Origin of the sequence: Paraburkholderia panacisoli (genome assembly GCF_008369935.1) — a bacterium.
GTDB lineage: Bacteria > Pseudomonadota > Gammaproteobacteria > Burkholderiales > Burkholderiaceae > Paraburkholderia > Paraburkholderia panacisoli.
On sequence record NZ_VTUZ01000004.1, the window covers coordinates 297,453 to 324,211 of the forward strand.

At 64.7% G+C, this 26,759-nt stretch carries 20 protein-coding genes and 3 pseudogenes; 12 read left to right on the forward strand and 11 right to left on the reverse strand.

From position 1 onward, the window contains the following. Nucleotides 1-34 precede the first annotated feature (34 nt). Together FVF58_RS08235 and FVF58_RS08240 are read right to left on the reverse strand one after the other, a co-directional pair. Nucleotides 35-483: pseudogene (locus FVF58_RS08235) on the reverse strand (FdhF/YdeP family oxidoreductase); the annotation flags it as partial. 53 nt (nt 484-536) lie between these two features. Then, the gene (locus FVF58_RS08240) at nt 537-788 is read right to left on the reverse strand and encodes a hypothetical protein (RefSeq protein WP_149669403.1); all 252 of its coding nucleotides are present in this window, start codon (nt 786-788) and stop codon (nt 537-539) included. Between the two features lie 239 nt (nt 789-1,027). On the opposite strand from FVF58_RS08240, the gene FVF58_RS08245 reads away from it, so the two are divergent. Continuing rightward, nucleotides 1,028-1,273, forward strand: a complete 246-nt coding sequence (locus FVF58_RS08245; RefSeq protein WP_149669404.1) for a DUF6723 family protein — start codon at nt 1,028-1,030, stop codon at nt 1,271-1,273. Between the two features lie 78 nt (nt 1,274-1,351). Here FVF58_RS08245 and FVF58_RS08250 read toward each other — a convergent pair whose 3' ends face one another. Further along, nucleotides 1,352-1,588, reverse strand: coding sequence for a hypothetical protein (locus FVF58_RS08250; RefSeq protein WP_149669405.1), 237 nt, complete (start codon nt 1,586-1,588; stop codon nt 1,352-1,354). 176 nt (nt 1,589-1,764) lie between these two features. On the opposite strand from FVF58_RS08250, the gene FVF58_RS08255 reads away from it, so the two are divergent. The 4 genes from FVF58_RS08255 to tkt all read left to right on the forward strand — a co-directional run bounded on the left by FVF58_RS08255 (nt 1,765) and on the right by tkt (nt 5,698). Next, nucleotides 1,765-2,028, forward strand: coding sequence for a hypothetical protein (locus FVF58_RS08255; RefSeq protein ID WP_149669406.1), 264 nt, complete (start codon nt 1,765-1,767; stop codon nt 2,026-2,028). A 48-nt stretch (nt 2,029-2,076) separates the two neighbouring features. Beyond that, entirely contained in the window at nt 2,077-2,247 is a 171-nt protein-coding gene (locus tag FVF58_RS51275) for a hypothetical protein (protein ID WP_188130748.1), read from the forward strand. A 488-nt stretch (nt 2,248-2,735) separates the two neighbouring features. Then, nucleotides 2,736-3,281, forward strand: a complete 546-nt coding sequence (locus FVF58_RS08260; protein WP_149669407.1) for a cupin — start codon at nt 2,736-2,738, stop codon at nt 3,279-3,281. 335 nt (nt 3,282-3,616) lie between these two features. Next, a complete protein-coding gene (tkt, locus tag FVF58_RS08265; RefSeq protein WP_149669408.1) occupies nt 3,617-5,698 on the forward strand; it encodes a transketolase in 2,082 nt (693 codons plus the stop codon). A gap of 98 nt (nt 5,699-5,796) precedes the next feature. Here tkt and FVF58_RS08270 read toward each other — a convergent pair. From FVF58_RS08270 to FVF58_RS08290, 5 genes and pseudogenes are all read right to left on the reverse strand, one after another. Beyond that, nucleotides 5,797-6,459, reverse strand: a pseudogene (locus FVF58_RS08270) (hypothetical protein); the annotation flags it as partial. A 155-nt stretch (nt 6,460-6,614) separates the two neighbouring features. Then, nucleotides 6,615-7,707, reverse strand: a pseudogene (gene zapE / locus FVF58_RS08275) (cell division protein ZapE). A gap of 137 nt (nt 7,708-7,844) precedes the next feature. Beyond that, nucleotides 7,845-10,175, reverse strand: coding sequence for a hybrid sensor histidine kinase/response regulator (locus tag FVF58_RS08280; RefSeq protein WP_149669409.1), 2,331 nt, complete (start codon nt 10,173-10,175; stop codon nt 7,845-7,847). A gap of 4 nt (nt 10,176-10,179) precedes the next feature. Then, the gene (locus FVF58_RS08285; protein ID WP_149669410.1) at nt 10,180-10,983 is read right to left on the reverse strand and encodes an alpha/beta fold hydrolase; all 804 of its coding nucleotides are present in this window, start codon (nt 10,981-10,983) and stop codon (nt 10,180-10,182) included. A 179-nt stretch (nt 10,984-11,162) separates the two neighbouring features. Continuing rightward, on the reverse strand, nt 11,163-12,065 hold the full coding sequence (locus FVF58_RS08290; protein ID WP_149669411.1) for a YihY/virulence factor BrkB family protein: 903 nt from the start codon (nt 12,063-12,065) through the stop codon (nt 11,163-11,165). 288 nt (nt 12,066-12,353) lie between these two features. On the opposite strand from FVF58_RS08290, the gene FVF58_RS08295 reads away from it, so the two are divergent. The 3 genes from FVF58_RS08295 (at nt 12,354) to FVF58_RS08305 (ending at nt 16,065) form a co-directional block, all read left to right on the forward strand. Continuing rightward, nucleotides 12,354-13,463, forward strand: coding sequence for a ligase-associated DNA damage response exonuclease (locus FVF58_RS08295; RefSeq protein ID WP_246216978.1), 1,110 nt, complete (start codon nt 12,354-12,356; stop codon nt 13,461-13,463). Further along, nucleotides 13,460-15,148, forward strand: a complete 1,689-nt coding sequence (locus FVF58_RS08300; protein ID WP_149669412.1) for an ATP-dependent DNA ligase — start codon at nt 13,460-13,462, stop codon at nt 15,146-15,148. The genes FVF58_RS08295 and FVF58_RS08300 overlap by 4 nt, the downstream gene beginning before the upstream one ends. 476 nt (nt 15,149-15,624) lie before the next feature. Continuing rightward, on the forward strand, nt 15,625-16,065 hold the full coding sequence (locus FVF58_RS08305; RefSeq protein WP_425468935.1) for a response regulator: 441 nt from the start codon (nt 15,625-15,627) through the stop codon (nt 16,063-16,065). 416 nt (nt 16,066-16,481) lie between these two features. Here FVF58_RS08305 and FVF58_RS08310 read toward each other — a convergent pair whose 3' ends face one another. Further along, nucleotides 16,482-16,889, reverse strand: a complete 408-nt coding sequence (locus tag FVF58_RS08310) for a PRC-barrel domain-containing protein (protein WP_188130749.1) — start codon at nt 16,887-16,889, stop codon at nt 16,482-16,484. A gap of 364 nt (nt 16,890-17,253) precedes the next feature. On the opposite strand from FVF58_RS08310, the gene glgX reads away from it, so the two are divergent. The 3 genes from glgX (at nt 17,254) to FVF58_RS08325 (ending at nt 22,163) form a co-directional block, all read left to right on the forward strand. Continuing rightward, nucleotides 17,254-19,470: a glycogen debranching protein GlgX gene (glgX, locus tag FVF58_RS08315; RefSeq protein ID WP_149669415.1), complete on the forward strand. Its 2,217-nt coding sequence runs from the start codon at nt 17,254-17,256 to the stop codon at nt 19,468-19,470. Nucleotides 19,471-19,653: 183 nt separating this feature from the next. After that, on the forward strand, nt 19,654-19,833 hold the full coding sequence (locus tag FVF58_RS08320) for a DUF2934 domain-containing protein (RefSeq protein WP_149669416.1): 180 nt from the start codon (nt 19,654-19,656) through the stop codon (nt 19,831-19,833). Nucleotides 19,834-20,138: 305 nt separating this feature from the next. Then, entirely contained in the window at nt 20,139-22,163 is a 2,025-nt protein-coding gene (locus tag FVF58_RS08325) for an AI-2E family transporter (protein ID WP_149669417.1), read from the forward strand. 152 nt (nt 22,164-22,315) lie between these two features. Here FVF58_RS08325 and FVF58_RS08330 read toward each other — a convergent pair whose 3' ends face one another. Continuing rightward, complete coding sequence (locus FVF58_RS08330; RefSeq protein WP_149669418.1) at nt 22,316-22,498, reverse strand: hypothetical protein; 183 nt, start codon at nt 22,496-22,498, stop codon at nt 22,316-22,318. A gap of 97 nt (nt 22,499-22,595) precedes the next feature. Then, complete coding sequence (locus FVF58_RS08335) at nt 22,596-24,170, reverse strand: FAD-dependent oxidoreductase (RefSeq protein ID WP_149669419.1); 1,575 nt, start codon at nt 24,168-24,170, stop codon at nt 22,596-22,598. Between the two features lie 352 nt (nt 24,171-24,522). Here FVF58_RS08335 and FVF58_RS08340 point away from each other — a divergent pair, with 352 nt between their 5' ends. Further along, nucleotides 24,523-26,673, forward strand: a complete 2,151-nt coding sequence (locus FVF58_RS08340; protein WP_188130754.1) for a hybrid sensor histidine kinase/response regulator — start codon at nt 24,523-24,525, stop codon at nt 26,671-26,673. Nucleotides 26,674-26,759 lie beyond the last annotated feature (86 nt).

Here is a 26,759-nt window from a genome sequence, read left to right on the forward strand (position 1 = left end):
CGCCGGCGTTTTTTTGAGTGCCCCTTCGGGGTCGTCAGGCCGCGACCTGTTCGTCGGCTCCAGTCGATTTGCGCAGCCGCACCGGTATCGACGTCGACGCCGGCACCAGGCTCTCTTTCGCGTGATGCGACAGCGGGAAGCCCATCACGCAGCCGCGCGGAATATCGAATGCATGAACCCGCCGGCCGTCTATCTCGCGCGTCACGCCGTCGTCCGAAGCCGTCGACACGCACACCGCGTCGCCTTCCGCGAAGCCGAGGCGCGTCATGCGTCCTCATGCAGCAGCACATCGCGTGTGCCGTGCACGCCGCGAAAGCGATCGTCCAGGCCGTAGACCGTGGTGTTGAACTGGCTGTCGCCGCGCGCGGTCATCAGACGCAGCACGTCCGGGCCGGTGGGTGGCATGTCGGGGTCTTCATCGAGCGTGTCGGGCGCGATGAAATTCGCCTTGCCGTTCTTGGTCTTCCATTTGCGCTCGCGCGCCGGCTCACGCTGGAGCGTCCGCAATTAACGGACCTGTGTATTAAATTGCGCTTTCAATGCGCGTCGAGCCGGTGCTCGCGCTGCCCGTGATGCCTCATGGTGTACACCGGCGGCGGCTTGGCGGGCGGATCGCCGTCGGGAGCGCGCGACGGGTTCTCGGGCTCATCCTCGTCCGGTTGCCGATCGGGATCGACGTCCGGCAAGGGGGCGTCAGGATCGACCTCGGGTGGCGTCGGAGTATGCATGCGCCAGCGTGAGATGCGACGTGTGCCGATGGCGCGAGGGGAGGTGGTCGATAAATTCATCGCTGTCTCCGTATGGGGATTTCGTCTTCTTCAAATGAACGCAACCCCCATGCCTCTAGCCCTCGTGCCTGCGCGCAGCACTGCGTAAGTGGCCGCAAGATAAGCCGCTAAGCAACGGGCTGGCGTCGTGTGGAACGGCTATTGCTCGGAGCCGGCAAGCGCATACGCAAAGCCGCTTCTGCAATGCGCATCGCACACGACACATCACGCACTGACCGTGCAGGGACGAGGGAACACACATGGCGCGACATAAGGCCGACGTTGCTGACGATGACTTCGAGATTTACGCCAGCTATCACGGAACAGGCGACGGCCGTTACGTAGGTGGACTGAAGGTTGTCAGGAAAGCGGACAGGAGAATCCTGTTTCCGTTCGATGGCGCACCCCAGATCGGGCCCTACGCGACCGCCGACGAGGCACGGCAGGCCGCGATCGACTATGGGCGCGAGATCGTCGCTGCGGATCGCGCGGCGCCCGAAAAGTGATGGAGATGAGCAATCGCACAGCGCCGATGCGCGGCGGGAACGTGCCGCGCGACAAAGCTCGATCGGCAGCGCTGCTTCTCAGGGCCTGCCGCCGAGCGACGGCGAGATCGTGGTGCCGCGGCCAGGATCGTCAGGGTGTTGACCGGGCGCCGTGGGCCGCGCTGACAGGGGCGGATGCGCGCGATAGCAGCGGTCGATCGATGTGTCGGCGAGGCAGCGTTGGAATGCATCGGCGTCGTTTTCTTGCGCGAACTTGTATAGGGTCCGCTCAACCTGGACTTCGGTGTCCGATATGCGAATCGTCGTGATCGTCATGACGTTCTCCTTTTTACAAAACGTGGGCCAGACCTTCATTACCGGGCTCGCAACGGCCATGCCCAGCGCGCCGCGCTCGCGCCTGCGCCGCTGGCGAAGGGCGATCGAGCCGCCGATTGGCGTACAGGGACCGGATGTTGCTGCATCGAAGGAATGCTTATTCGAAGGAGAGCGCCATGCAGGACACCGAACGCGGTAAGAACGGCGACAAGCCGGACGTCTCGCCGGAAACGAGGGCGCGCAACAAGCCGAGCGGGACGCATTACGTCGAGCCGAGCCCGCTGGGCATCGAGCCGGTCGAGCAGACCGGCGTGGACGCGCAGACCAATCCGCCGCGCTCGGGCGAGCGCCCGGCGCAGACCGCCGAAGTGCCGCTCGGCACCGGCATGCACGCCGAGCCGCCGGGTGGTGGCGGACGCGAATCGCAACGCAAGGGTTGACGGCGTAGCCGCGCTTGATCACGAGTTAGAAACCGAACGGAGAGACATATGCAACAGGACAATGAAGCACGGAATCCCGGCCACGAAGCGCCACCGGCCGCGCCGGGTATCGGCGCAGATGCCTGCGCCGCGTGCCACGGCACAGGCAAGGTGGAAGGCGCGCGTTGCGCGGTGTGCGGCGGCACCGGCAAGGTGTTGCAGGGGATTGGCGGCGGTTGAGTGCAGGGCGCGCAGGCCGGAGCGCGCAAGCGTGACGCAGAGTGAGCGAGACGCGCGGATGGCTGCTGAGCGTGGCATCGGAAGTGTGGCATCGGAAGTGTGGCATCGGAAGTGTGGCATCGGGTAAGCCGCGCGTTGCCGGACACGCTAGGGCGCGCATCTTTGACGCATTGGTCAGCGCTGACCAATGCGGATTTTCCGCGCAATGAGGCAGCGCGACGTCCACCATTCGGGGATATCGCTGATGCCTCGCTCGCTCCTGCGCGGGCGCGATTTATGCGAGCTCCACTTCGGTTGCACGAACTTTTTGCGTAGGCGGCCGTGCAGCGCCTCATGCAGTTCGTCACGACTAGCGCTAGCGGACCTGCAAGGATCGGGCCGTTTTGGCAGCGGTGAATCCGCCATACGCGTCGCCGCCCATATTCGTCCTCGATTCGCACCCGCATCGACGCACTTGCTGCGAGCCCCGGAACGCACAGGAGCCATTCATGTTCAACGATACGAAACACGGATTCGACGCGGCCAAAACCGAGTACGAGGCATTCCTGCTCGAACCGCACGCCTGGGTGCCGAACAACCGCAAGTTGCCAGTGGTGATTTACCGGCGCGCATTGATGCCGGCGAGCGGCGATCTGGCCGCCGCATTCGAAATCCTGTTCGAGCGCAACGCCTGGCCGGCGCAGTGGCGCAACGGCATCTTCGACTATCACCACTTCCACGCGACCGCGCACGAAGTGCTCGGCGTGTCGGGTGGCTCCGCGCAGGTGATTGTCGGCGGCCCGGGCGGCAAAGTGGTGACGATATCGGCCGGCGACGCGCTGTTGCTGCCCGCCGGCACCGGCCACTGTCTGCAATCGTTCGAGCGGCAATTTCAGGTGGTGGCCGGTTATCCGGAGGGGCAGCAGTGGGACATTCGGCGCGAAGCGCTGTCACCGCAGGAGTTGCAGGCGATGAACGCGCTGCCGTTCCCCGCGCTGGACCCGATCGACGGCAAGCACGGGCCGCTCGTCGAATACTGGTTGCGCGCGGCGTGAGGCGCTCTTGATGCGGCGGCGACGTGCTGCCTCGATATGACCTCCGGGTATGACCTCTAGTCGACGTCGATATGGCCGGAGGCCACGCGTCCAGCACGTCCGGAAAAACGACGTTCCATCGCAAGTACTCTGAAAGCTCATTCGCCGTTCCAGCCGCTATCGGGCCCACCGCATGGAAAGCACCGTGCAGAGTTTCGCGCATCGGCGCATCATCGGTGAGTCTTGCTGCGGTTCCCGATGCGTTGTTCCACGCCAAACGGTCCGCCGTCACGCTCGCTCAGAGCGTCGAGCGTGCGTGCCGGTCATCTTCCCACTCGCCGAACAAGGAGCGTTCCATGCAAAACGATCCCGCCCTCGATCAGTTGTGCATCAACACGATTCGCACGCTGTCGATGGACGCTGTGCAGAAGGCCAATTCCGGGCACCCGGGCACGCCGATGGCACTAGCCCCGGTCGCCTATCAGCTGTGGCAAAACCATCTGCGCTACGACCCCGACGAGCCGTTATGGCCGAACCGCGACCGCTTCGTGCTGTCGGTCGGGCATGCGTCGATGCTGCTGTACTCGCTGCTGCATCTGGCCAACGTCAAGGCCGTCGATCACGACGGCAAGCCGACCGGCTCACCCGCCGTGTCGCTCGACGACATCGAGCATTTCCGCCAGATCGACAGCAACACACCGGGCCATCCCGAGTACCGGTTGACGAGCGGCGTCGAAACCACCACCGGTCCGCTCGGCCAGGGGCTCGGCAACAGCGTCGGCATGGCGATGGCCGGGCGCTGGTATGAGAGCCGTTTCAACCAGCCGGACGCGCCACTGTTCGACTACCGCGTCTACGCGTTGTGCGGCGACGGCGACATGATGGAAGGCATCTCGCACGAAGCGGCGTCGCTGGCTGGTCATCTGAAGCTGGCGAACCTGATCTGGATCTACGACAGCAACCGCGTGACCATCGAAGGCCACACCGACCTCGCGTATAGCGACGACGTGGAAAGCCGCTTTCACGGCTACAACTGGCACACGCTGCACGTGGACGACGCCAACGACGTCGCGGCGCTCGAAGCGGCCTTCGTGGAAGCGAAGAGCGTCACCGACAGGCCCACGCTGATCGTGGTCCACAGCATCATCGGCTGGGGCGCGCCGCACAAGCAGGACACGTCGGCGGCGCACGGCGAAGCGCTCGGCGTCGAGGAAGTGGCGCTCGCAAAGAAGGCCTATGGGTGGCCCGAGGACAAATTCTTCTATGTGCCGGACGGCGTGCACGAACGTTTCGCGGCGGGCATCGGCGCGCGCGGCAAGGCGGCGCGTGCCGAATGGCTGGCGCGGCTCGACGCGTACGGCAAAAAGTACCCGGACCTCGCGCGTGAATTCGCGCAGATCGAAGCGCATGAATTGCCGGCCGGCTGGGACAGTGACATTCCCACTTTCGACGCGGACCCGAAGGGCGTCGCCTCACGCGACTCGTCGGGCAAGGTGCTCAACGCGATCGCCGCGCGCGTGCCGTGGCTGATCGGCGGCGCGGCCGACCTGTCGCCGTCCACCAAGACCAATCTGAAGTTCGAAGGCGCGGGCAGCTTCGAGGCCGACAACTACGCGGGCCGCAATCTGCATTTCGGCATTCGCGAACATGGGATGGGCGCGGTGGTCAACGGGCTTGCAGTGTCGAATCTGCGGCCGTACGGCTCGACTTTCCTGATCTTCAGCGACTACATGAAACCGCCGATCCGTCTCTCGGCGATCATGGAAGTGCCGTCCATCTGGGTGTTCACGCACGATTCGATCGGCCTCGGCGAAGACGGTCCGACCCATCAGCCGATCGAGCAACTGGCGTCGCTGCGCGGCGTGCCGGGGCTGACCCTACTGCGTCCGGGCGACGCGAACGAAGTGGCCGAGGCATGGCGCGTGGCGTTGGCGGACCCGCGCCGGCCGTCGTGCATCGTCTTGTCACGCCAGCCGTTGCCGACGCTCGACCGCAGCCGCTACGCCGCCGCGAGCGGCGTGCAGAAGGGCGCCTATGTGCTCGCCGATGCACCCGCCGGAGAGAAGCCGCAGGTGATCCTGATGGCGACGGGCAGCGAGCTGTCCCTATGCGTTGACGCCTACGAGAAGCTCAAGAGCGAGGGCATCCCGGCGCGCGTAGTGTCGATGCCGTCGTGGGATGTGTTCGAGCGCCAGGACGAAGCGTACCAGGACTCGGTGCTGCCTGCGGACGTGGAAGCGCGCGTCGCCGTCGAGCAGGCCGCGTCGCTCGGCTGGGATCGCTATGTGGGCCGGCTCGGCGCGCAGGTGGTGATGCGTACGTTCGGTGCATCCGCGCCGCTGGCCGACCTGAAGAAGAAGTTCGGTTTTACGCCCGAGCGTGTGTACGAAACGGCAAAGCAGCAGATCGCGCGGGTGCAGTCGAAGCGCGGCGCTTGATGGCTCGACGAGTGCGATGAAACAACCGGCGGCATTCAGGCCGCCGGTTGCCGCATGGTCCGTCTGCCCGAGCGCCTGATGGCCGGGGGCGCTCGGCCTCAGTTCGCCGGAATCGTCACCACCGGCGCCTTGCTGCTCGTATCGGCTTCGGCCAGCGCCATCACATTCTGCACGACCGTGAACGCGTATTTCGAGTCGAAGTCATTGCGCTCGACCCAGCACATCGACGGACCCTAAGCAATCGACACATACGTATTCTCGGGCGCCCTCTGGCCCGAATGAATGATGATCGTCGGCCGCGTCTCGCCGCCGATCAGACCCACGGTGGGCGTGGTCGACCCGTCGCTGATCCGCTCGACCGGCACTTGCACCTGCGCGCCGAGGTCGGTCAATATGCCGAGCACCGAGCGCGTCACTATCGGAATCTTGTCGCCCTTGCGCGATGTCGACGAAGGCCCATACACCAGCTCGTAAGTCCGCGTATTCGACGCCAGACGCAGCAGCTTGCGCACACGCGCCACGTCGGCCGCCGTTTGCGGCGACTCGCCGCTGGTGGTCGCACCTATCACCAGAAACACGCCCATCGGGCTGCTCTTGCCGTCCCCGCCTTGCGCCTCGCGCGATTCGACGTTCAGTTCGCCGGCCAGTTGCAGACGCCGCAATGCCCGCAGCAATTCGAAGAAGCCGGGCGCGCCCGCGCTGTTCTCACCGCCGAGCGCATTGCCGTTCTGCAAGCCGCCCACCGACTGCGCGGTGATGCGCGATTGGTCCGTTTCAGCCCATGAGCAGGCGGTTTGCGCTTCCAGTCGACGAGTGAGTCGTCGTGCAGGATTTGCCGCTGCCTTGCAAGATTTGCACGAGCGCGAGCGGCGCTACGCGCGTCGCGCGTCTATGCGTGAAGCGTGACGAGGAGCCATCAAGACCCGGCCGCGCGCTTTTCAGCGCCGTGGCCGCGCTCTTCGAGCGTGCTGCGATACGCGCGCGACTGCATTTCAGCAAGCCGGCTCAACGTTCTCGACAGGTCATGCGCGCCTTCGAGGCCGATCAATACCGTATCGAGCGGTTGATCGGACGCGATGAACAGCGCGCGCTTGCGGTCGTAGAAGATGTCGATCAGCCACACGAGACGCTGCAGCGTATGCGCGTGCGCGAGCCGCGCGGTGTGCAGATTGTCGAGAATCAGGCCGTGCCATTGCTCGGCGAGATCGAGGTAGTCGAGGTGCGAGCGGCTCGCCACGCACAGGCTTTCGAAGTCCGCCCACAGCAGCGCCGCGCCCGCCGCGCGCGCCGCGAGCGGCCTGCCTGCCACGCTCAGCGTGCGCGGCTCGACGCTCCTGCCGCCTTCATGGCGCGTGAAAATGTGCCGCAGCGCGGCGCGGCTCGACGTATCGAGCGGCGCAAAGAAACGCTGCACCTCGGCCAGTTCGCCGCCGAAACGGTAGTCGCGCGCGCCGTCGAAATGAATCACGGTGAAGCGGTGTTTGATCTGCTCGATGGTCGGCAGGAAGCGCTCGTGAAACTCGGGGTCCGGCATCAGCGCATCCGGCGCGTAGTTCGACGTGAGCACGACACGTGTGCCGAGGCCGATCGCGGTATCGAGAAAGCGGCCCATCAGGAACGCGTCGGCGATATCGTGCACGTGGAATTCATCGAAAGCACAGCAGCTCGACACCGTCGAGCCATTCACGCGATACCGCGCCGAGCCGGTCATCGCCACGCGGCGCGCTGACCAGGCGCCGGTTCATCTCGCGCAGGAATTCGTGGAAGTGCAGACGCCGTTTGCGGCAGTTCGCCAGCTCGAATGCCGTATCGACGACGAGGCTCTTGCCGCGTCCTGGCAATCCGTGGCAATAGACACCTTGTTGCGCGAATGCGGCGCCCGGCTTCGCGCGTTGCGATCCGTTTGCGCCGAGGAGCGCGACGAGCGCCGCGATCGCGTCGCGCTGGCGCGCGTCGGGCATGATGCCGCGCGCGGCCAGCTTGCGGGTGATGCGGGCTTCGTCAAGCATGGCTGAGCGTGCCGGTGCACGGCGCGAAGAGCAAAGCAGGGATTGTGGAGGAGCGTGAGGTGAAGGCGGCGGCGAGGTCGTTGAACATGACGTGACGGCTGGCGAAGATCGCGCCATTTTAGCAGCCACGTTCTCCGTCAAACCCGCTGCTGACTCAACACCCGCTGCAATTCGCGAGGATCGACCGGCTTGGTGAAGTGATGGTCGAAGCCGGCGTCGACGGCCGTCTGCTTGTCCTGCTGCTGACCCCAGCCGGTGACGGCGATCAGCAGAATGCCGGCGTCGGGGTGATCGCGCCGGATGCGGCGCGCCACCTCATAACCGTTCAACTGCGGCAAGCCGATGTCGAGAATCACCGCCTGCGGCGCGAATTCGCCGATCAGTGCGAGACCGGCGAGGCCGTCGCCGGCCGTGCGCACTTCGTGGCCTTCGAGTTCGAGCACCATCGCGAGGCTGTCGGCGGCGTCGGCGTTGTCGTCGACGATCACGATGCGCATGCCGGCCGCGTGCGGCATTTCCGGCATCGCGCTGTCGGCGGCTTCGCCTGCCGCCGCCGACAGCGGCAGGCGGATCATGAATTCGCTGCCCGTGCCCGGGCCGCCGCTGAATGCCGCAACCGAACCGCCGTGCAATTCCGCGAGCCCGCGCACCAGCGCGAGGCCGATGCCGAGGCCGCCTTGCGAGCGATCCAGCGCGGGCGCGAGTTGCGAGAACATTTCGAACACGCTGTTCAGATGCTCGCGCGGAATGCCGATGCCGGAGTCGCGCACGACGATCACGGCCTCGTTGCCTTCGCGCTCCGCCGCGAGCGAGATGCGGCCGCCGGCCGGCGTGTACTTGGCGGCGTTGTTCAACAGATTCAGGATCATCTGCGACAGGCGCGTCGGATCGGCGTCGAGATAAAGCGGCTCGCGCGGCAGCGTCACGCTCAGATGATGCGACGAGGCCTGCACGCTCGGCCGCGCCGCTTCCATCGCCGACTGCATCGCGCGCGCGAGTTCGAGCCGTTGCTTGCGCAACTCGAGCTTGCCCTGGGTGATGCGCGACACTTCCAGCAGGTCGTCGACCAGATGCGTCATGTGCTGCAGCTGGCGGTCGAACACGTCGCGCGACCAGCTCAGTTGCGGGTCCGCGAATTCCTTCAGGCGCAGAATCTCGAGCACGTTGCGCATCGGCGCGAGCGGATTGCGCAGTTCGTGCGCGAGCGTGGCGAGAAATTCGTCCTTGCGACGGTCGGCCTTCGAGAGTTCGAGATTCAGTCGCGTGAGTTGCTGCTCGGCGCGCCGTCGTTCGGTGATGTCGCGGCTCACGCACACCGCGCCGTAGATGTCGCCGCGTGCATTCGCGAGCGGCTTGACGATGGTGTCGCACACGCCGCGCGTGCCGTCGCGCCGCACGAAGGTCAGCTCGCCGCGCCACGTGCCGTCGGCCGCGAGCGCGGCGAGCGCTTCGCGGCGAATGCGCAGCGCGTCTTCCGGCGGATGGAAGATCGACACCGGCTTGCCGAGAATCTCGCGCATGCGATAGCCCAGCATGCGTTCGCCGCCGACATTGAAGTCGGTGATGTTGCCGCGCAGATCGGTGATCACGATCGCGTCGCTCAAGTGCTCGAAGATCGCCGCCTGGCGCAGCAGCACGGTCTGCGCCTCCTTGCGCTCGGTGATGTCGAGGCCGAGGCCGTAGATGGTCAGCGGCTCGCCGTTGCTGTCGTAGGTGGCGCGGCCGCGGCCTTCCATCCAGCACCAGTCGCCGCTCGCATGCATGAAGCGGAATTCGGCGACATAGTCGTCGCCGCTCGCCACCGCGCGATCGACCGCTTCGTTCAGGCCGACCAGATCGCCTGGATGAATCAGTTCGAAAAAGCCACCGGCGGTGTGCGCGAAACGGCCTTCCGCGTAACCGGCGAGCGCCTCCAGTTCGCGGCTCCACCAGAACTTGCCGGAGGCCGGATCATGCGACCACGCGCCCATGCGCGCGCCGCGCATCGCGAGGCTCAGCACGTCGCGGCTTTCCTGCAACGCTTTCTGCGCCAGCTTGTGTGCGGCCACCGATGCCTCGGCGTTGCGCCGCGCGAGCAGCAGTTCCTGTTCGTACTTGTGGCGGTCCGCAACGATCAGCACCGCCACTTCGAAGTAGCTCGCGCCGGCGTGACGGCTGCACACCGCGTTGAGCAGCATCGGCACCATGCGGCCGTCGCGGTGGATCATGTTCAGCTTCACCTCGGCAACCGAGCCCTGCATTTGCAGCAATGGCGCCCAGTGCGTCTGATAGAACACCTTGCCGCCGGCGCTCAACAGATCCTGAATGAGCTTGCCGCCGATCAATTCCGCCGCGCCGTAGCCGAGCCAGCCGCAGAGCGTCGCGTTCACGCGCTGAATGCGGCCGTTGGCGTCGGTGACGAGCAGGCCGCACGCGGCGTGCTCGTACAACACGTCGGCTGACGGCAGCGGGTGGTCGGTGGGGGACATCGCGTTACAGGCTCAACTGTGCGAGAAAGGCGTTGATCGCCGCCGAACTGGCGCTGGGCGAACTCAGGTGCGGACAATGGCCGACGTTCTCGATCACATGCAGCGTGCTGAGCGGCATGGTTCGCCGCATGTATTCGCCGACCGCGCACGGCGCGATGATGTCTTCGCTGCTTTGCAGGATCAGCGTGGGGGTGGTGTTGCGCGGGAGTATCGCGCGATGATCGGAAAGGAACGTGACGCGCGCGAACTGGCCGGCGATCTCGGGGTCGGTGCGGCAAAAACTGTTGGTCAGTTCGATGCCGAGTTCCGGCTGGGTCGGCGCGCCCATGATGACCGGCGCCATCGTACTCGACCAGCCGAGATAGTTGCTTTCCAGCGTGCGCAGCAGATCTTCGATGTCCTCGCGCGTGAAGCCGCCGATGTAGTCGCCGTCGTTCACATAGCAGGGTGATGGGCAGACCATTACCTGAGCGGCAAACAGATGCGGCGCCTTCAGACTCGCGATCAGCCCGATCATGCCGCTGACCGAATGGCCGACGAACACGACCGGCTCGTCGGCCACCGCGCGGATGATTTCGACGAGGTCGTCGGCGTAGCCTCCCAGCGAGTCGTATTTGACGGTGTCGTAAGCGGACAGGTCCGACGCGCCGCTGCCGACGTGATCGAACAGCACGGTGCGGAACTCGGGATGAAACGACGGCGCGAGGTAGCGCCACATGGTCTGGTCGCAGCCGAAGCCATGCGCGAGCACCATGGTCCGTTTGCCGCTGCCGGAGATCCGTATGCTGTTGCGCTGGGTCATGCTCATTGTCGAGTCCTGATGTCTGCGAAAGCGCTGCGGGGAATGCAGCAGGTCGGCATCGGGGGAATCTTACCGCAGTCTCGCCGCCGGAAGGGGCGTGATGCGTCCGTCGAGCGGTGCGCGTTGCGCGTTGTTGGCGGCGTAGCTGCTCGCGTGGGTCGCTGCTTCGTTCGTTGCACGTGAGATCAATCGGTTTTGATTTCCGGCTGGGGCGCGTGAAGCGGCTCCCGGCCGAATCGTTCGTATTGCGAAATCACCTGCGCGCCGAACAACAGCAGTGTAGCCAGCCATTCGAGACTGAGCAGGATCACGATCGCCATCGTCAGCGAGCCATACACCACACTGACCTGCGAGAGTGTCTCGAAGTACCAGACCAGCACATGGCGCGTGATCTCCCACAACACGGCGGCCACCACGCCGCCGAACAGCGCATGTTTGACCGACGGTCGCCCGACCGGCATGACCAGATAGATCGATGTCAACACGAAAATCTCACCCGCGAGGCCCAGCAGATACAACAGCACACGCGTAGGCCCTTCGAGCGAAACATGCAGGCCGAACAGTTCTACGCCCTCGGCTCCAATCGATTCGAGCCCGCTCGACACGCACGTGACGATCAGCAGGCCGACGCCGAGAAAAAGAATGTAGCAATAGGGCAGCAGCGCCGAGAGCAGGAAGTGCCGCCGCCGGATCACCACGCGGTGCACGAAGATCAGCGACATCGCGTTTTCGAGCACGGTGAATGCGAGTGAGCTGAAGAAGATCATGGTCAGCAACAGCACCCAGCCGATCACCGCGCGATGTTCGAGAAAATTGGCGAGCTCCTGCACCAGCGCATTCGACTGGCCGGGCACCAGCCATCGCAGCAGATGGGCGAGCGCGGCGAGCAACACCTGTTGCGGCAGGAAGCGCGACAGCGCGATCACGATCAGGATCAGAAGCGGTACGATCGACAGCAAAGCGTAATAGGCGACCGCGCCCGCGAGCAGCAAACCCTGGTTCGCGCGAAATGCCTTCAACGTTTGCAGGATGAACGGGCCGGGATGTTTCGCGATATACAACGCGTGTTGGTCGAAGAGGCTTTGCATGGGGTCTCGCGATGCGAATCGGGGACTGCCGGCTGGCAGCCCGTCTCGACACGCCTGCTTGCTTTATATACCGTAAGCAAGAACGCAGCCAGACCCGGCCTCGTGCATGCGGAGGATCAGGCGCGCCGGGTATGGGCCCAGGAATGCTGTTTGCTTCGTGCCGTTTGCGCGGATACATCGCGATATGAGTCACCGTGTATCGACACTCATGAGGCACGCGCGTTCGCGCCTATCAAGCTGCACTCAGCACGTCCTCTCACCACCGAGCCAGACTTCAGGAACTGCCCGATGGATCAGCCGGAACATCAATTGAACATCGGGTCGGACAAACCGGACAAACAGGACGAACCCGACACGCGGGATCTCGTCGTCGCGCGACCGGAAGGACTGTATTGCCCGGCGGGCGATTTCTATATCGATCCGTGGCGTCCGGTCGAGCGCGCGGTGATCACGCATGCGCACTCCGATCATGCGCGCTTCGGAAACCGGCACTACCTCGCTGCGCGTGCCGGTGCGAACGTGCTGTTGTCGCGCTTGCCCGGCATCACGTTGCAAACGCTCGCTTATGGCGAGCGGCTCGCGATCGGCGCCGCGATCGTATCGCTGCATCCGGCCGGACATGTGCTCGGTTCATCGCAAGTGCGCATCGAGCACGCCGGGCGAGTGTGGGTGGCATCGGGCGATTACAAGCTCGACCCCGACCCGACCTGCGATGCGTTCGAACCACTGCGTTGCGATGCCTTCATTACCGAATCGACCTTCGGCTTGCCGATCTATCGCTGGGACGCGCCGCAAGTGGTGTTCGACGGTATCGACTCATGGTGGCGTCACAATGCCGCCGCAGGGCGCGCTTCCGTGCTGTTCTGCTATTCGTTCGGCAAGGCGCAGCGCGTGCTGGCGAGCGTCGACGCGGCGATCGGCCCGATCTTCTGCCACGGCGCGGTCGACCCGCTCAATCGCGCGTATCGCGAAGCCGGCGTGCGCTTGCCGCCGGTCGGCCTGGTCGGTGAAATCCCCGTTAAAGACAAGGCGGCGTTCAGACAGGCGTTGATCGTCGCGCCGCCCTCCGCGCAAGGCAGCGCATGGCTCAGGCGCTTCGGCGACTATAGCGATGCGTTCGCGTCGGGCTGGATGCGTCTGCGTGGCGCGCGCCGCAGACGCGGCGTCGATCGCGGCTTCGTGCTGTCGGATCATGCGGACTGGCCCAGCCTGCAAAGCGCGATACACGCAACCGGCGCCGCGCGCGTGATCGTCACGCATGGTTCGGTCGAGCCGATGGTGCGATGGCTGCGTGAGCAGGGCCTCGAAGCAGGCGCATTCGAAACGCAGTATGGCGACGACACCGTCGAAGCCGATGCCGCGGGCAGCGTCGAACCGGCAGCGGCGAGTCGCACATGAAACGCTTCGCCGCCCTCTATACCGCGCTCGATGCGACCACGTCCACCCACGACAAACTCGAAGCGCTCACCAGCTATTTCTCCGCGGCCGAGCCCGAAGACGCCGCATGGGCGTCGTATTTCCTCGCCGGCGGCAAGCCGCGTCAGTCGGTGCCCACGCGTCTGCTGAGCGAGATTGCGCGTGAGCGCGCCGGCTTGCCGCCGTGGCTGTTCGAGGAGTCGTATCACGCGGTCGGCGATCTCGCGGAGACCATCGCACATATCTTGCCGCCCGCGCAGCGCACATCAGAGCTGGGGCTTACGCAATGGATCGAGCAGCGCGTGCTGACTTTGCGCGGCGTGCCGCCTGAGGAATTGCGCACGCGCTTACTCAGCTATTGGGACGAACTCGATTGGGGCGGCCGCTTTTTGCTGACCAAACTGATCGGCGGCGGCTTTCGCGTCGGTGTCGCGCGTCAGCTGGTGGTCAGGGCGTTGGCCGAAGTGGCGGGCGTCGATCATAAGCGGGTCGCGCAACGCATGGTCGGCTGGACCGATTCGCATCAGAAGCCGGACGCCGCGCGCTATCTGCGTTTGATCGCACCCGACGTGACAGGCGAGGGCACGCAAACCGGCGAGCATGCACATGAGCCACCGGGCGACAGCGATCCGGGCTTACCGTATCCCTTCTTTCTCGCGCATCCGTTGCAGGCCGATCCGGCGACGCTGGGCGATCCTTCGCATTGGCTGATCGAATGGAAGTGGGACGGCATTCGCGCGCAACTCGTCAAACGCGGCGGACGTGTGTGGTTGTGGTCGCGCGGCGAAGATCTGATCACCGACCGCTTTCCCGAAGTGGCTGCCTTAGGCGACGCGTTGCCCGACGGTCATGTGATCGACGGCGAGATTCTCGCGTGGGAGCCGGGCGCCGCCGCGCCTTTGCCGTTCGCGCGTCTGCAACCGCGCATTGCTCGTAAAACGCTGACAAAAAAAGCACTCGCCGATTCGCCCGCCGCGCTGCTGGCCTACGATCTGCTCGAAGCGCAAGGCCAGGATCTGCGCATGACGCCGCTCGTCGAACGGCGCGCGCGGCTCGACGAGTTGGCTGCGGCTGTCGACGGCACGTTGGCGCGCGACCTGTTGCGCGTGTCGCCGCTGGTTAGCGCGCCCGATTGGCACGCGCTGGCGGCGTTGCGCGAAGAGAGCCGTGCGCGCGGCGTGGAAGGGCTGATGCTCAAGCAGCGCGAATCGTTGTATGGCGTGGGCCGCACCAAGGCTTCGGGCACGTGGTGGAAATGGAAGATCGACCCATATGCAGTAGATGCCGTGCTGGTTTATGCGCAACGTGGTCACGGCCGCCGTGCGAGCCTCTATACCGACTTCACGTTCGCCGTGTGGGATGAAGCGAATGGCGTACGCACGCTTGTGCCGTTTGCGAAGGCTTATTCCGGTCTGACCGATGAAGAGATGCGTCAGGTGGATGCGATCGTGCGCAAGACCACCGTTGAAAAGTTCGGCCCTGTGCGTAGCGTGACGCCCACACAGGTGTTTGAAATCGGCTTCGAAGGGATTCAGCCGAGTCCGCGTCACAAGTCGGGTGTGGCAGTGCGTTTTCCACGCATGCTGCGTTGGCGTACCGATAAACAGATCGACGATGCCGATACGTTAGCCATGCTCAAGGGCTTCATCGACAATCGTGCGGGATAACCCGCTGCGCGCAAACCCCTAAAACGTTGACGTTATTTCGGCAAGCTTCCTCGCTTATTCTGTGAGTGTGTCGACGCTACCGATTGCGCCGTGAACACACGTCAAATTTTCGTTCTCGCTGCAAGGCTTCGCGCAGCCGGACGGACCGCTGCAAGCGCTTCATGCGATGCACGTGGCAAGGTCGAGGTGCACGGCAGAAGTGCGTTTTCGAATCCGCGATGCGCGTGGGCATCGCGCGATTTCGCATCGCATCGGCTGGGTCAATGGGCAGGCGGCGGCTTGCTTCGCAAACCGTGGGTGCGGCGCAAGCCGTAGGCAGCGGTGATGTGACAGCGGGGCGACGTCATTCAAAGCTATCGCGTGGCGAGCGATGAGCTTGATCGCCGGAGTGGGAGCGAATCTTGCACCCGCGTCCGGGGTGTCCGGCGGCGGCACACGCAAAAGCCAAGGAGAAGATGGTGACGTTCGATGAAAGAATGGATGAAAACGATGACGTCGTGGTGTGGCGGCCAATTCAGTATGCAATGGCCTCGCATCGTCGCGTGCTGGTGGTGGACGACTATCGGGAAGCGGCGGAGGCATTGCAGATGCTGCTGACCGCCGACGGCTTCGAGTGCCGTGCGCTCGACGATCCGTTCGCCGTTTGTGACATGGCCAGCGAATGGCAGCCATTTGCGGTGGTGCTGGACATCAAGATGCCGGGGCTGGATGGGCTGGAGTTGGCGCGTCGGCTGCGCGCTCATCCGTCGACTTCGCAGATGCTGCTGGTTGCGTGTACCGCGTTCGCTTCGAGGGATGACCGCGCACGCGCGCGGGCGGCGGGCTTCGATGCGCATTGCGCCAAGCCGTTGACGCCGGAGCGGCTGTTGCGCGTGCTGGAGTCGGCGGCGGCGCTGCATGCCGTCGGACCGCCGTGAGGGAGGCGGGCATCGTGCGCGTCCCGGTAATGCATTGCGTATCGTCGAACATGATTCCGCGGCCATTGTCATCAAACGGCCACAAAGCTGCGAAAAAACGCGTCATGTCCCTCGGCTTGATTCAAGTGAAGTCCCAGGGCTGATCATCGTTCTTCGCATACCTGCTTGCAAAATGCTTGCTTCAGTTGTAGCCGGTTATAGCGGGATGTCACCGTTATATTCCGTGATGACTATCGGGTTGAAATACCCCGGGTGAAACAACTGGGTGAAATGAATCAGTAAAGTTAGTTAGGGTTATTGACTATGTTGTACGGCTTATTGTTTGCAGGCTGTTTGCAGCAGATCGTGGGCGCCTTCGGGCGCTCACGCCGTATCCGTCAACAACGCCTGTCAGCTGCCCACGATTACTCAATCGCTTAATCGGGTGCGTACTTGAATTCAGGTAGCGCTTCAAGGGACTTCTTCGTGGCTTCCGGCAGCACTACCCGCCGGTTCTCTATCTGCAAGTCGTTGAAAGGCACGGCGACCAGGTGTTTGCCCATCCCCAGAAAACCGCCCACCGACAGGATCGCGTAGGTGCCGCGATCGCCGCCCGGCGAAACGATCAGATCGTCCAGCGTGCCGATGTTGTCCTTGTTGCGGTTGTACACGTCAGCGCCACTGAGCTTCGACGCGCGGTAGCCACTCGCGAGCTGAACCACGTCCGTGCGTTTTTCGGTAATCGCCTGAGGAGCGCCTTGGGCGTACGTATTATCGTAAGAAGAGGCGAGCGTCGTGAAAAGCATTACGCTGGCGACGAGCGGCTTGATCTGCATTTTGCGCATGATTAATGTTCTCCCTGTGGTGTTTGGCGCGCTCCGGCAGCACGTGGACGGCGGCCTTCGCGCATCGCTTTTATCTGGTTGGCTGCAAAAATTGTGCCGCGGTTGTGCCGCGAAGCTGGACCCAGCGCCGTCAAGTCGTCAATGTCCACGCCGCACCGCATCAGGTCTGGAACTTGCTCATCCAGCGGGCTCGCATGTTTGATGCGCCAACGCTCACGCGCCGGAAAGCCGCGCCAGGCCGAGCGTCCCGCTCAATCCGCGAGTTCTGATGGAGTGCCGCCGGCCCGGAATTGCCTGCATCGACCGAACCACTGCCTACATCCGAACTCGCGCGCAAGCGCCTCTTGTTTCCACAGGAACCACTATGTCATCCCAGGCCAGTTACTCGACGCGCATCTCGGAAGGCACGCCTTTTCCGCTTGGCGCGACATGGAACGGAAACGGTGTCAACTTCGCGCTGTTCTCGGCGCACGCGACCAGGGTCGAACTGTGCCTGTTCGACGAGACCGGCCAGAACGAGATCGAACGTATCGAGCTGCCCGAGTACACTGACGAGGTCTGGCACGTCTTCGTGCCGAATCTGAAACCGGGTGCGGTCTACGGCTACCGCGTGCATGGCCCGTACGAGCCCGAAAACGGACATCGTTTCAACCCGAACAAGCTGCTGCTCGACCCCTACGCGAAAGCGCACATCGGCGAACTGAAATGGGCGCCGGAAATTTTCGGCTATACGCTCGATTCGGAAGAGGCCGACCTGTCGTTCGACGAGCGCGACAGCGCGCCCTTCGTGCCGAAGTGCATAGTGGTCGACGCCAATTTCTCGTGGAGCCATCCCGAACGCAATGCGCTGCCATGGGAACGCGTGATTTTTTATGAAACCCATGTACGCGGTTTCACCAAACGTCATCCGGAGGTGCCGGAGAAATTGCGCGGCACTTTTGCCGGACTGGGACAGCAGGCCGTGCTCGACCACATCCGCAACCTCGGGGTGACGTCGGTCGAATTGATGCCGATTCAGACTTTCGTCAACGACAGCCATCTGCTCGACAAAGGTCTTACGAACTACTGGGGCTACAACACGATCGGTTTTTTCGCGGCCGATCCGCGTTTCTTCGCGTCGCTGACCGGCTCGGTGGCCGAGTTCAAGGAGATGGTGGACCGCTTTCATCAGGCCGATCTCGAAGTCATTCTCGACGTGGTCTACAACCACACTGCCGAAGGCAACGAGCGCGGCCCGACGATCTCGTTCAAAGGCATCGACAACGCGTCGTACTATCGTCTGATGCCCGACGAGCCGCGCTATTACATCAACGATACGGGCACCGGCAACACGCTGAACCTGTCGCATCCGCGCGTGCTGCAGATGGTCACCGACAGCCTGCGCTACTGGGTGACCGAAATGAAAGTAGACGGCTTCCGCTTCGACCTCGCGACGATACTCGGGCGCGAGACCCATGGCTTCGACGAAGGCGGCGGCTTTCTCGATAGCTGCCGGCAGGACCCGGTGCTCTCCAGCGTGCGGCTGGTTGCCGAGCCGTGGGACTGCGGTCCCGGCGGCTACCAGGTGGGCGGCTTTCCGCCCGGCTGGGCCGAGTGGAACGACCGCTTTCGCGACACGGTGCGCGAATACTGGAAGGGCGACGAAGGCAAGGTCGCCGATCTCGCCACGCGTCTCACCGGCTCGGGCGACAAGTTCAATCATCGCGGCCGGCGTCCGTGGGCCAGCGTCAACTTCATCGCCGCGCACGACGGCTTCACGCTGAACGATCTCGTGTCGTACAACGACAAGCACAACGAGGCCAACGGCGAGGACAACAACGACGGCCACTCCGACAACAAGTCCTGGAACATGGGCGTGGAGGGCCCGACCGACGACGCCGAGATTCGCGCGCAACGCGAGCGTCAGAAGCGCAACCTGCTGGCTACGCTGCTGCTGTCGCAGGGCACGCCGATGCTTCTCGCGGGCGACGAATTCGGCCGCACGCAGAAGGGCAACAACAACGCGTATTGCCAGGACAACGAGATCAGCTGGGTCGATTGGGAAGCGATCGACGACGATGGCCGGGCGCTCACCGAGTTCGTCAGGAATCTGACCACGCTGCGTCACCGTCTGCCGGTGTTGCGGCGCGGGCGCTTTCTCACCGGCGAATACAACGAGGGGCTCGACGTGACGGATGCCCGCTGGCTCTCGCCGGACGGCACGGATATCTCCGCGGAACAATGGGAGGACCCGTCGATGCGCTGCTTCGGGCTCGTGATCGACGGACGCGCGCAGGCGAGCGGCATCCGCCGTCTCGCATCCGATGCGACCTTGCTGCTGGTGCTGAATGCGCATCACGATGTCGTCAATTTCACGCTGCCCGATATTCCGGAAGGCGACACGTGGACCTGCCTGCTCGACACCAACATGCCGGTGCGGCCCGAGTTGCCGCAGTTCAGCGCAGGCGATGCTTACCAGGTGACGGGGCGCTCGCTGCTGCTGCTCGCGCTCGAAGCGCCGAGCCGCGCGACCCAGCGCGTGTTCGACCGGCTTGAAGAGCAACTCACTTCCGATGAAGGCGAAGCATCGACTGGTTCGTGATGGCCGGTCGCGAAGAACGGCGGTGCGCGCGCGGGGTCGCGAACGCAGGCGAGTTCGGTCGAGCCGCAGGCGGCCAGGTATAGGGCTTGCTCGATCGCCGATGACAGTGTGCTCGCCGCGATGGCGGCGAGCGCGCGTCGCAGCCGATGTCGGTCTTCGCGAGGTCCAACCAGAGGTGATCAAATGGAACAGGAACAAACCGCTCAAGAGGAACAGATTCGCACGCGCGCCTATTACCTGTGGGAACAGGCCGCGGACCCCAAGGGCACGCCTGACGAATACTGGGAGCAGGCCCGTGAGGAGATAGAGAAGGAAGCGCCGCCGATAGAAAGCGGGCCGATTGCCGGTGGGCCGGTGAAGTAAGCGCGTCGCAATGCGCGCAGATAATGAGCAATGGTCTGTGAGTGCAAAACGAGGTGTATGCGAGGTGTACGCGATGTAATGCGCGGCTCTTCTGACCTGGCGCGTGACGCGTGACGCATAACGCGCACGTCATCGCGGCTCATCTAATCAGCGGCATTGAACGAATCAACGCACTGCGCAGCGAGTTGCAACGTCGGTGCTCGCGCGGCATCGGCGCTGCGACGCCAACGGCGCGGGTAGCTCGCCTGCTGCACGACGTATCCCGCGCCATAGAAAAGAAAACCGGACATCCAATACATCGCACCATGAAGGACTTACCCGATCCACGCGTCGCGAGACCGGCCGCGCGCATCCAGGCGTCCGCCGCATTCGGCATCGACGGGCTGGTCGCGCTCGGCGTGGGCGTCACCGCGGTCGCCTGCCTGTACTTTGCGAGCGCCGTGCTGATCCCGATCACGCTCGCGATTCTGCTCAGCTTCCTCGTGGCGCCGCTGGTCGATGCATTGGCCCGGCTGAAGCTCGGCCATGTCGCTTCGGTGTTCGCGGCCGTGGTGATTTCGGTGTCGGTCATCGCCATGCTCGGCGCCGTGATCGCCACGCAACTGAGCGATCTCGCCGCGGGCATGCCGCGCTATCAGGCGACCATCGAACGCAAGATGGAGACCGTGCACAGTCTGACGATCGGCAAGTTGACCCGGCTTGCGGGCGCGGCCGGCCAGGCGCTGCAACGCGCGACTGTCGAGCCGCCGCAACCGGTTACGCCGCGCGGCGCGTCGGCTGCGGGCAGCGCGCATGCACCGGCCGCCGTGCCGGTCGAAGTGCGCGAGCCGGTGCCCACGCCGTTCGAGCTCGCGAGGCGCGTGCTGTCGCCGGCCATCAGTCCGCTCGAAACGGCCTTCATCGTGTTCGTCGTAATGGTGGTGATCCTGTTGCAACGCGACGACCTGCGTGACCGCGCGATCCGTCTGTTCGGTTCGCGCGACCTGCACCGCACGACCACGGTGATGGATGAAGCGGCGCGGCGTCTGAGCCGCTACTTCGTTTCGCAACTCGGACTGAATGCGGGCGTGGGCCTCGTGATCGGCGCCGGGCTGTTTCTGATCGGCGTGCCCAGTCCGATCCTGTGGGGCATTCTCGCCGCGTTGCTGCGGCTCGTGCCGTATGTCGGCATCTGGATCTCGGCCACGCTCGCCACCGCGCTGGCCGCCGCGGTGAGTCCCGGCTGGGCGATGGCGATCGGGTCGCTGGCGTTGTTCGTCACCGTGGAATTGCTGGTGGGGCAGGTGGTCGAGCCGCTGCTGTACGGTCGCAGCACGGGACTGTCGCCGTTTTCGGTGGTGGTCGCGGCGATCTTCTGGAGCTGGATCTGGGGGCCGATCGGCTTGATCCTGTCGACGCCGCTGACGCTGTGCCTGCTGGTGCTCGGCCGGCATATCCGGCGGCTGGAATTCCTCGACGTGCTGCTCGGCGATCAGCCTGCGTTGACGCCGATCGAAAACTTCTACCAGCGCGCACTCGCGGGCGACCCGGACGAAGCGATCGAGCAAGCGGAGATCTTGCTGCGCGAGCGTTCGCTGTCGGCTTACTACGACGAGGTGGCGATCAAGGGCTTGCAGCTCGCGGCAAACGACGTCATGCGCGGCAGCGTGACCGCGCCGCAACTCGCGCGCATCGAGGCGACCACCAACGATCTGGTGGACGGACTCGACGGCTATGAGGACCGTCAGCCGGCTTCGCAGATAGGGGAGCAGAACTGGTGCGCAGTTGCGCCGGTCGCGCCATCGGTGGACGAGCGTGTGCGGGAGGGCGACTCGCATGCACTTGTCGAGCGAGGCGTGACGAGGAGCGCGGCGGACGATGAAGCCGCACCGGAATCCGCCGCGTCATTTCACGCAGCACATAGCCGGGTGCTGTGCATTCCCGGGCGTGGGCCGCTCGATTCGCTCGCGACGACGATCCTGTTGCAACTGCTCGGCAAGCACGGTTTTGCGGCGCGGTCGGTACAGCACGAGGCTGCGTCGCGCGCGTCGATCGATAGCCTGGAAGCGGACGATGTCGGCATCGTCTGCATCTTCTATTTGCAGATCGACGGGATTCCTTCGCATCTGCGCTATCTGGTGAGGCGCGTTCGCGCGCGCTTGCCGCATGTGTCGATCGTGGTGGGTTTGTGGGCGCAGGAAGATACGGACAAATGGAGCGCCGAGTTGCAAAGCGCGATGGGCGCGGAGTGTTATGCGACCTCGTTGCAGGACGTGCTGGCGGCTTGCCGGAGAATGGATTCGGTGAAGAGGGCGGAGCGCAGCGAGGTGACGGTGGTGGAGGGTTGCTGATTGGCCGTCTCAGCAAACAGCGCAAACAACGAGCGCGAGCAATCAACGCGAGCAATGAGCGCGAGAAAGCCGCCCGCCGCCAGCGCGGCGGCCGGACTCTGCGTCAGCGACCGCGCTGGACGACGCTCGCCTGCCGGATGCGTTCGACGCGCCTAGCCGCCGGCCGGTTTGCCGGCCTTCGACTTGTCGTTCGACTTCGCATCCTTGTCGGGAACGATCTTCGTGGTGCCGCCGGTCGACGGCGGATCGCTGGCGGGAAAGCTGTCTTCAACCTGTTTGTCGATCTGTTTCTCGCTCTTGTCGCTGTTCGGATGCTTTTCCTTGTGTGCTGTCATAGCGGTTTCTCCTTGAGGGAATCGAATCAGTGAGACGTGGTGCGATGAGCCACGCGCATTGCGCAAGACCCGGCCGAGATTCAGTTGCTCCAATGCTCTAACGCGCGCGCCGCGTTTCATCCTCGATGATCGCCAACGCGTCCGCGCGCGACAGTCCATCTCTCATCGCATCGAGCAATCGCGCGGTATGCGCTTCGCGTTCGCACGCGAGCACGGCGGCGACCTTGTCGTCCTGCAGATACAGTGCGACGAACGACTGGCGTTCGAGTTCGCCATCCATCACGATTTCGTCCCACTCGTGCGCATGCCCGAAATACTCGAAGCTCTTGCCGAAGTGATAGGTCCAGAAATACGGCACGCCGACATAACGGTTGCGCGCGCCGCACATGTTTTGCGCGGCGATGCGCGCGTGTTGCTGCGCGACCCGCCAATGTTCGATGCGCAACGGCTCCTCATTCTCATGCAGCGAAAACGCCGCGATATCGCCGGCCGCATAGAGCCCCGGCGCGGCCTGCATGCCCGCATTGACGATCACGCCGCCGTCCTTCAGCAGCGGCAAGCCTTCGACAAACCCCGTAGCCGGTGCAACGCCCGTGCCCAGCAGCACCACGTCGGCGGCGATGGGCTCGCCGCTTTCGAGCATCACCTGATGCACGTTGCCTTCTTCGCCTTCGAGCGACGCGACCTGCGCGCCGAGACGGAACGTCACGCCATTGCGTTCATGCAACGCGCGGAACATCTGTCCCGCGCGCTCGCCGAACTGTTTGGCGAACGGCACCTTGTCGGGCGCGATCACGGTCACCGGCGCGCCGCGCTTGCGCAGCGCGGAAGCGGTTTCGAGCCCGATGAAGCTGCTACCGAGAATTGCGACCCGAGTCTGCGGGGCGTCGTCGCCGAGCGTGTCGAGTAGCGCGGCGGCGTCGTCGAGATTGCGCAGCACGTGCACGCCGCCGAGTTCGCAACCGGGGATCGCGGGAAGCTTCGGCACGCTGCCGGTGGCGAGCAACGCGCTGTCGTAAGTGATCTGCGCCGGCGTCGCGCCGCTCTCAAAGTGCAGCGTGCGCGCCGGCACGTCCAGTCGCGCGACCTTCGCGACGATCCGCTCGATGCCGTGCCGCTCCAGCCAGTGCGGCGCGAGCAGCGGTGGCACGTCATCCGGCGTCATCTCGCCCGACGGGACGAGTTTGGTGAGCACGGTGCGATCGTAGGGCGCATGCGGCTCGTCGCCGATCAGCGTGATGCGGCCGCCGAAGCCGCATTTGCGTAACGCGGCGCACGCGGCGGCGCCCGCCGCGCCTGCGCCGATCACGACGAAATGCGGCGCTTGCGCGTGCACGCGAATCACCGGTTGCGGGATTCGTTGCGGCGTCACCATCACGTCGTCGCCGCTCACGACCACCGGGTAGCGATCGAGCGCAATCAATGCGGGTGGTTCGAGTACGTTGCCGGTGGCGGCGTCGAACGTCCCCTTGTGCCACGGACAGATGATCCTGCCGCGGCACAATGCGCCTTTTTCCAGCGGCGCGCCCGCATGCGGACAGTCGGCGGCATACGCGTGAACCGTATCGCCGTCGCGCACCAGCAGAATGTTTTCGTCGTCCACCACCACGCGTTCGGCGCGGTCCGCCCGCAGTTGCGATAGCTGGGCGACGCGGCGGGCAGTCGTTGGCATGATCGGTCTCTCACGAAGCAGTGGTCTTTGGCACGTGAAGCAGCGAATGAAGCTGCAAAACTCGGGCGCCCGCATTAAACGCATCAAGCAGCGAGCAGTCGCATCCCGCGCTGCATCGCGATACAAGTCGGAACGCGCGGAGTGTCTGTGCACCAGCAATCCACGTGCACCAGCAATCCACGTGCCCGCCCCGACGCGTGTCGCCGCACGGCGGACTTTCGTTCGGCATGCTTTGGAAGAACGGTGGAAGTGCGGTAAATTCCGGCGAAGGGAATTAGCGCACGACCACATGCGTGGCACATCACGTGCGACACCGTTCCTGACATACGTTTTTTTCACGGAGATCGTGACCGTGCAGCGTGCCGAGCGTGTCGCAGTCGATTTCCCCATGCCGTCGCGCAATTTCGCGGCGACACGGCGCATGCTGCTCATCGTGCTCACGGTGTCGATCGTGTTTCCGCTCGCCTGCCTCGCGGGCTATGGCTATCTCGATTACCAGCGCCGGATTGCCGATTCGAACGACATGATCGACCGGCTCGCGCGCGTCACCGAAGAGCAGGCCGCCAAGGTGCTGGACCTCAACCAGCAGATGGCCTCACGCATCGTCGAATTGCTGGGCAACGCGGACGACGCGCACGTCCGCGCGCGCGAAGCCGAATTGCACGACCGGCTGCGCGACATCGGCGGCGACTTCCCGCAGGTGTCGTCGATCAATCTGCTCGGCGCGAAGGGCGACCTGCTCGCGTCGAGTCTCGCGTATCCCGTGCCGGTCATCGCGGTCGGTCAGCGCGAGGACTTCCTCGCCGCAAAAGCGATGCGCCCGCAGCCGTATTTCTCGCTGCCGATGTACGGGACCGTGTCCAGAACCAATGTGTTCAACACCGCGATCGGCCGCTCGGGCGCCGATGGCCAGTTCCTCGGCGTGGTGTCGGTGGCGCTGCGCAACGAATACTTTTCGCGCTTCTACCGCGAGCTGACCGACGGCGACTCGTCGCTCGTGCTGGGCCTGTATCGTCAGGATGGCAATCTGCTGGTGCGCTATCCGGCCTGGCCCGAGGACGCCAGGCCGAGTGCGCACAGCGCGTTCACCGAGGCCTTGCGGGACAAGCAGCTGTTCGGGCGTGTGCGTCTGCATTCGACGGTGGATGGCGTCGAACGCCTGCTGGCGTTTCGCCGCGTCGGCGACTATCCGCTCTACGTGGTGAGCGCGTACGCGACCGCTTCGATCGCCGACGCCTGGCGCCACCACTTCCTGATGATCGCGGCGCTCACGGCCGTGCCGTGCATCGCGATCTGGCTGCTGGTGTTCTACTCGCTGCGTCAGCTGGCGGGCGAGCGCCGCGCGTGGGAACGCTGGCAGGGCGAGGTGGCGATGCGGCTGTCGGCCGAGGCGTCGACCCGGCAATTGCAGCGCATGGGCGCGCTCGGCAACCTGGTGGCCAACGTCGCACACGACTTCAACAACCTGCTGATGGTGGCGTCCGCGAACACGGAGCTCGCGCGGCTCAAGGGCTACAACAACGTCGAGAAGGAAGTGCTCGCGGTGGAGCGCGCGACCGCCGCCGCCGAATCGCTGACACGGCGCCTGTTGAGCGTCGCGCGCAAGCAGCCGCTCAAACAGGAGCGGGTCGAGCTGACCCGCTGGCTGCCTGCTGCGGCGCCGCTGATCGACGCCGCGCTCGGTGACACGGTCGAATTCGCACTGAACGTGGTGGACGACGTATGGCCGGTGCTGGCCGATCCGACCGACCTCGAATTCGCGATCGTGAACCTGGCCGTCAACGCGCGCGAAGCGATGCCGCATGGCGGGCGCTTCGCGATCCGCTGCCAGAACAACCGGCTGGTCGGCAGCGATACCTTGCTGCCCGACGGCGAATACGTGCTGATCTCCTGTACCGACGACGGCGAGGGGATGCCCGAAGCGGTCGCGCGCCGCGCGTTCGAGCCGCTCTTCACCACCAAGCTGCGCGGGTCGGGCACCGGCCTCGGGCTCGCGCAGGTGCTGTCGATGTGCGAGCAGGCGGGCGGCACGGCGAAGATCGACAGCGTGCAGGGCAGCGGCTCCACGGTGCGGATGTACCTGCCGCGTCATCGCGAGCGCAAGGCGGCGGCCGCGGATGCCGAGACGCTGCGGCAGCCCGTGCCGACGCCGTCCGGCGTCGTGTTGCTGGTGGAGGATAACGAGGACGTGGCGGCCGGCGTGGCGGCCGTGCTGGAGACCTTCGGCTGCGAGGTGCGGCATGAGCCCAGCGCGGACCAGGCGCTCGACGTGCTGAGCGGCGGCGAGCGTTTCGAACTCGTGCTGTCGGATATCCAGATGCCGGGCAAGCTCAATGGGATCGACCTGGCGGAAAAAGTCCGCAGCGCGTGGCCGTCGCAGAAGATCGCCCTGATGACCGGTTACGCCGACGAACTCGAACGCGCGCGCCGTCTGGGGGTGGCGATTCTCGCGAAGCCCTTCGATATCGACGAACTGCACGCGCTGGTGGCGTGCGAACCGTAGCGCGTGGTCCGGCGCGCGCGGCGTCCTTTCCTGTGCGGTTCAAACGCTGTTCAGACGCGTCATCGCGAAATGCGGCGCAGGCCCGC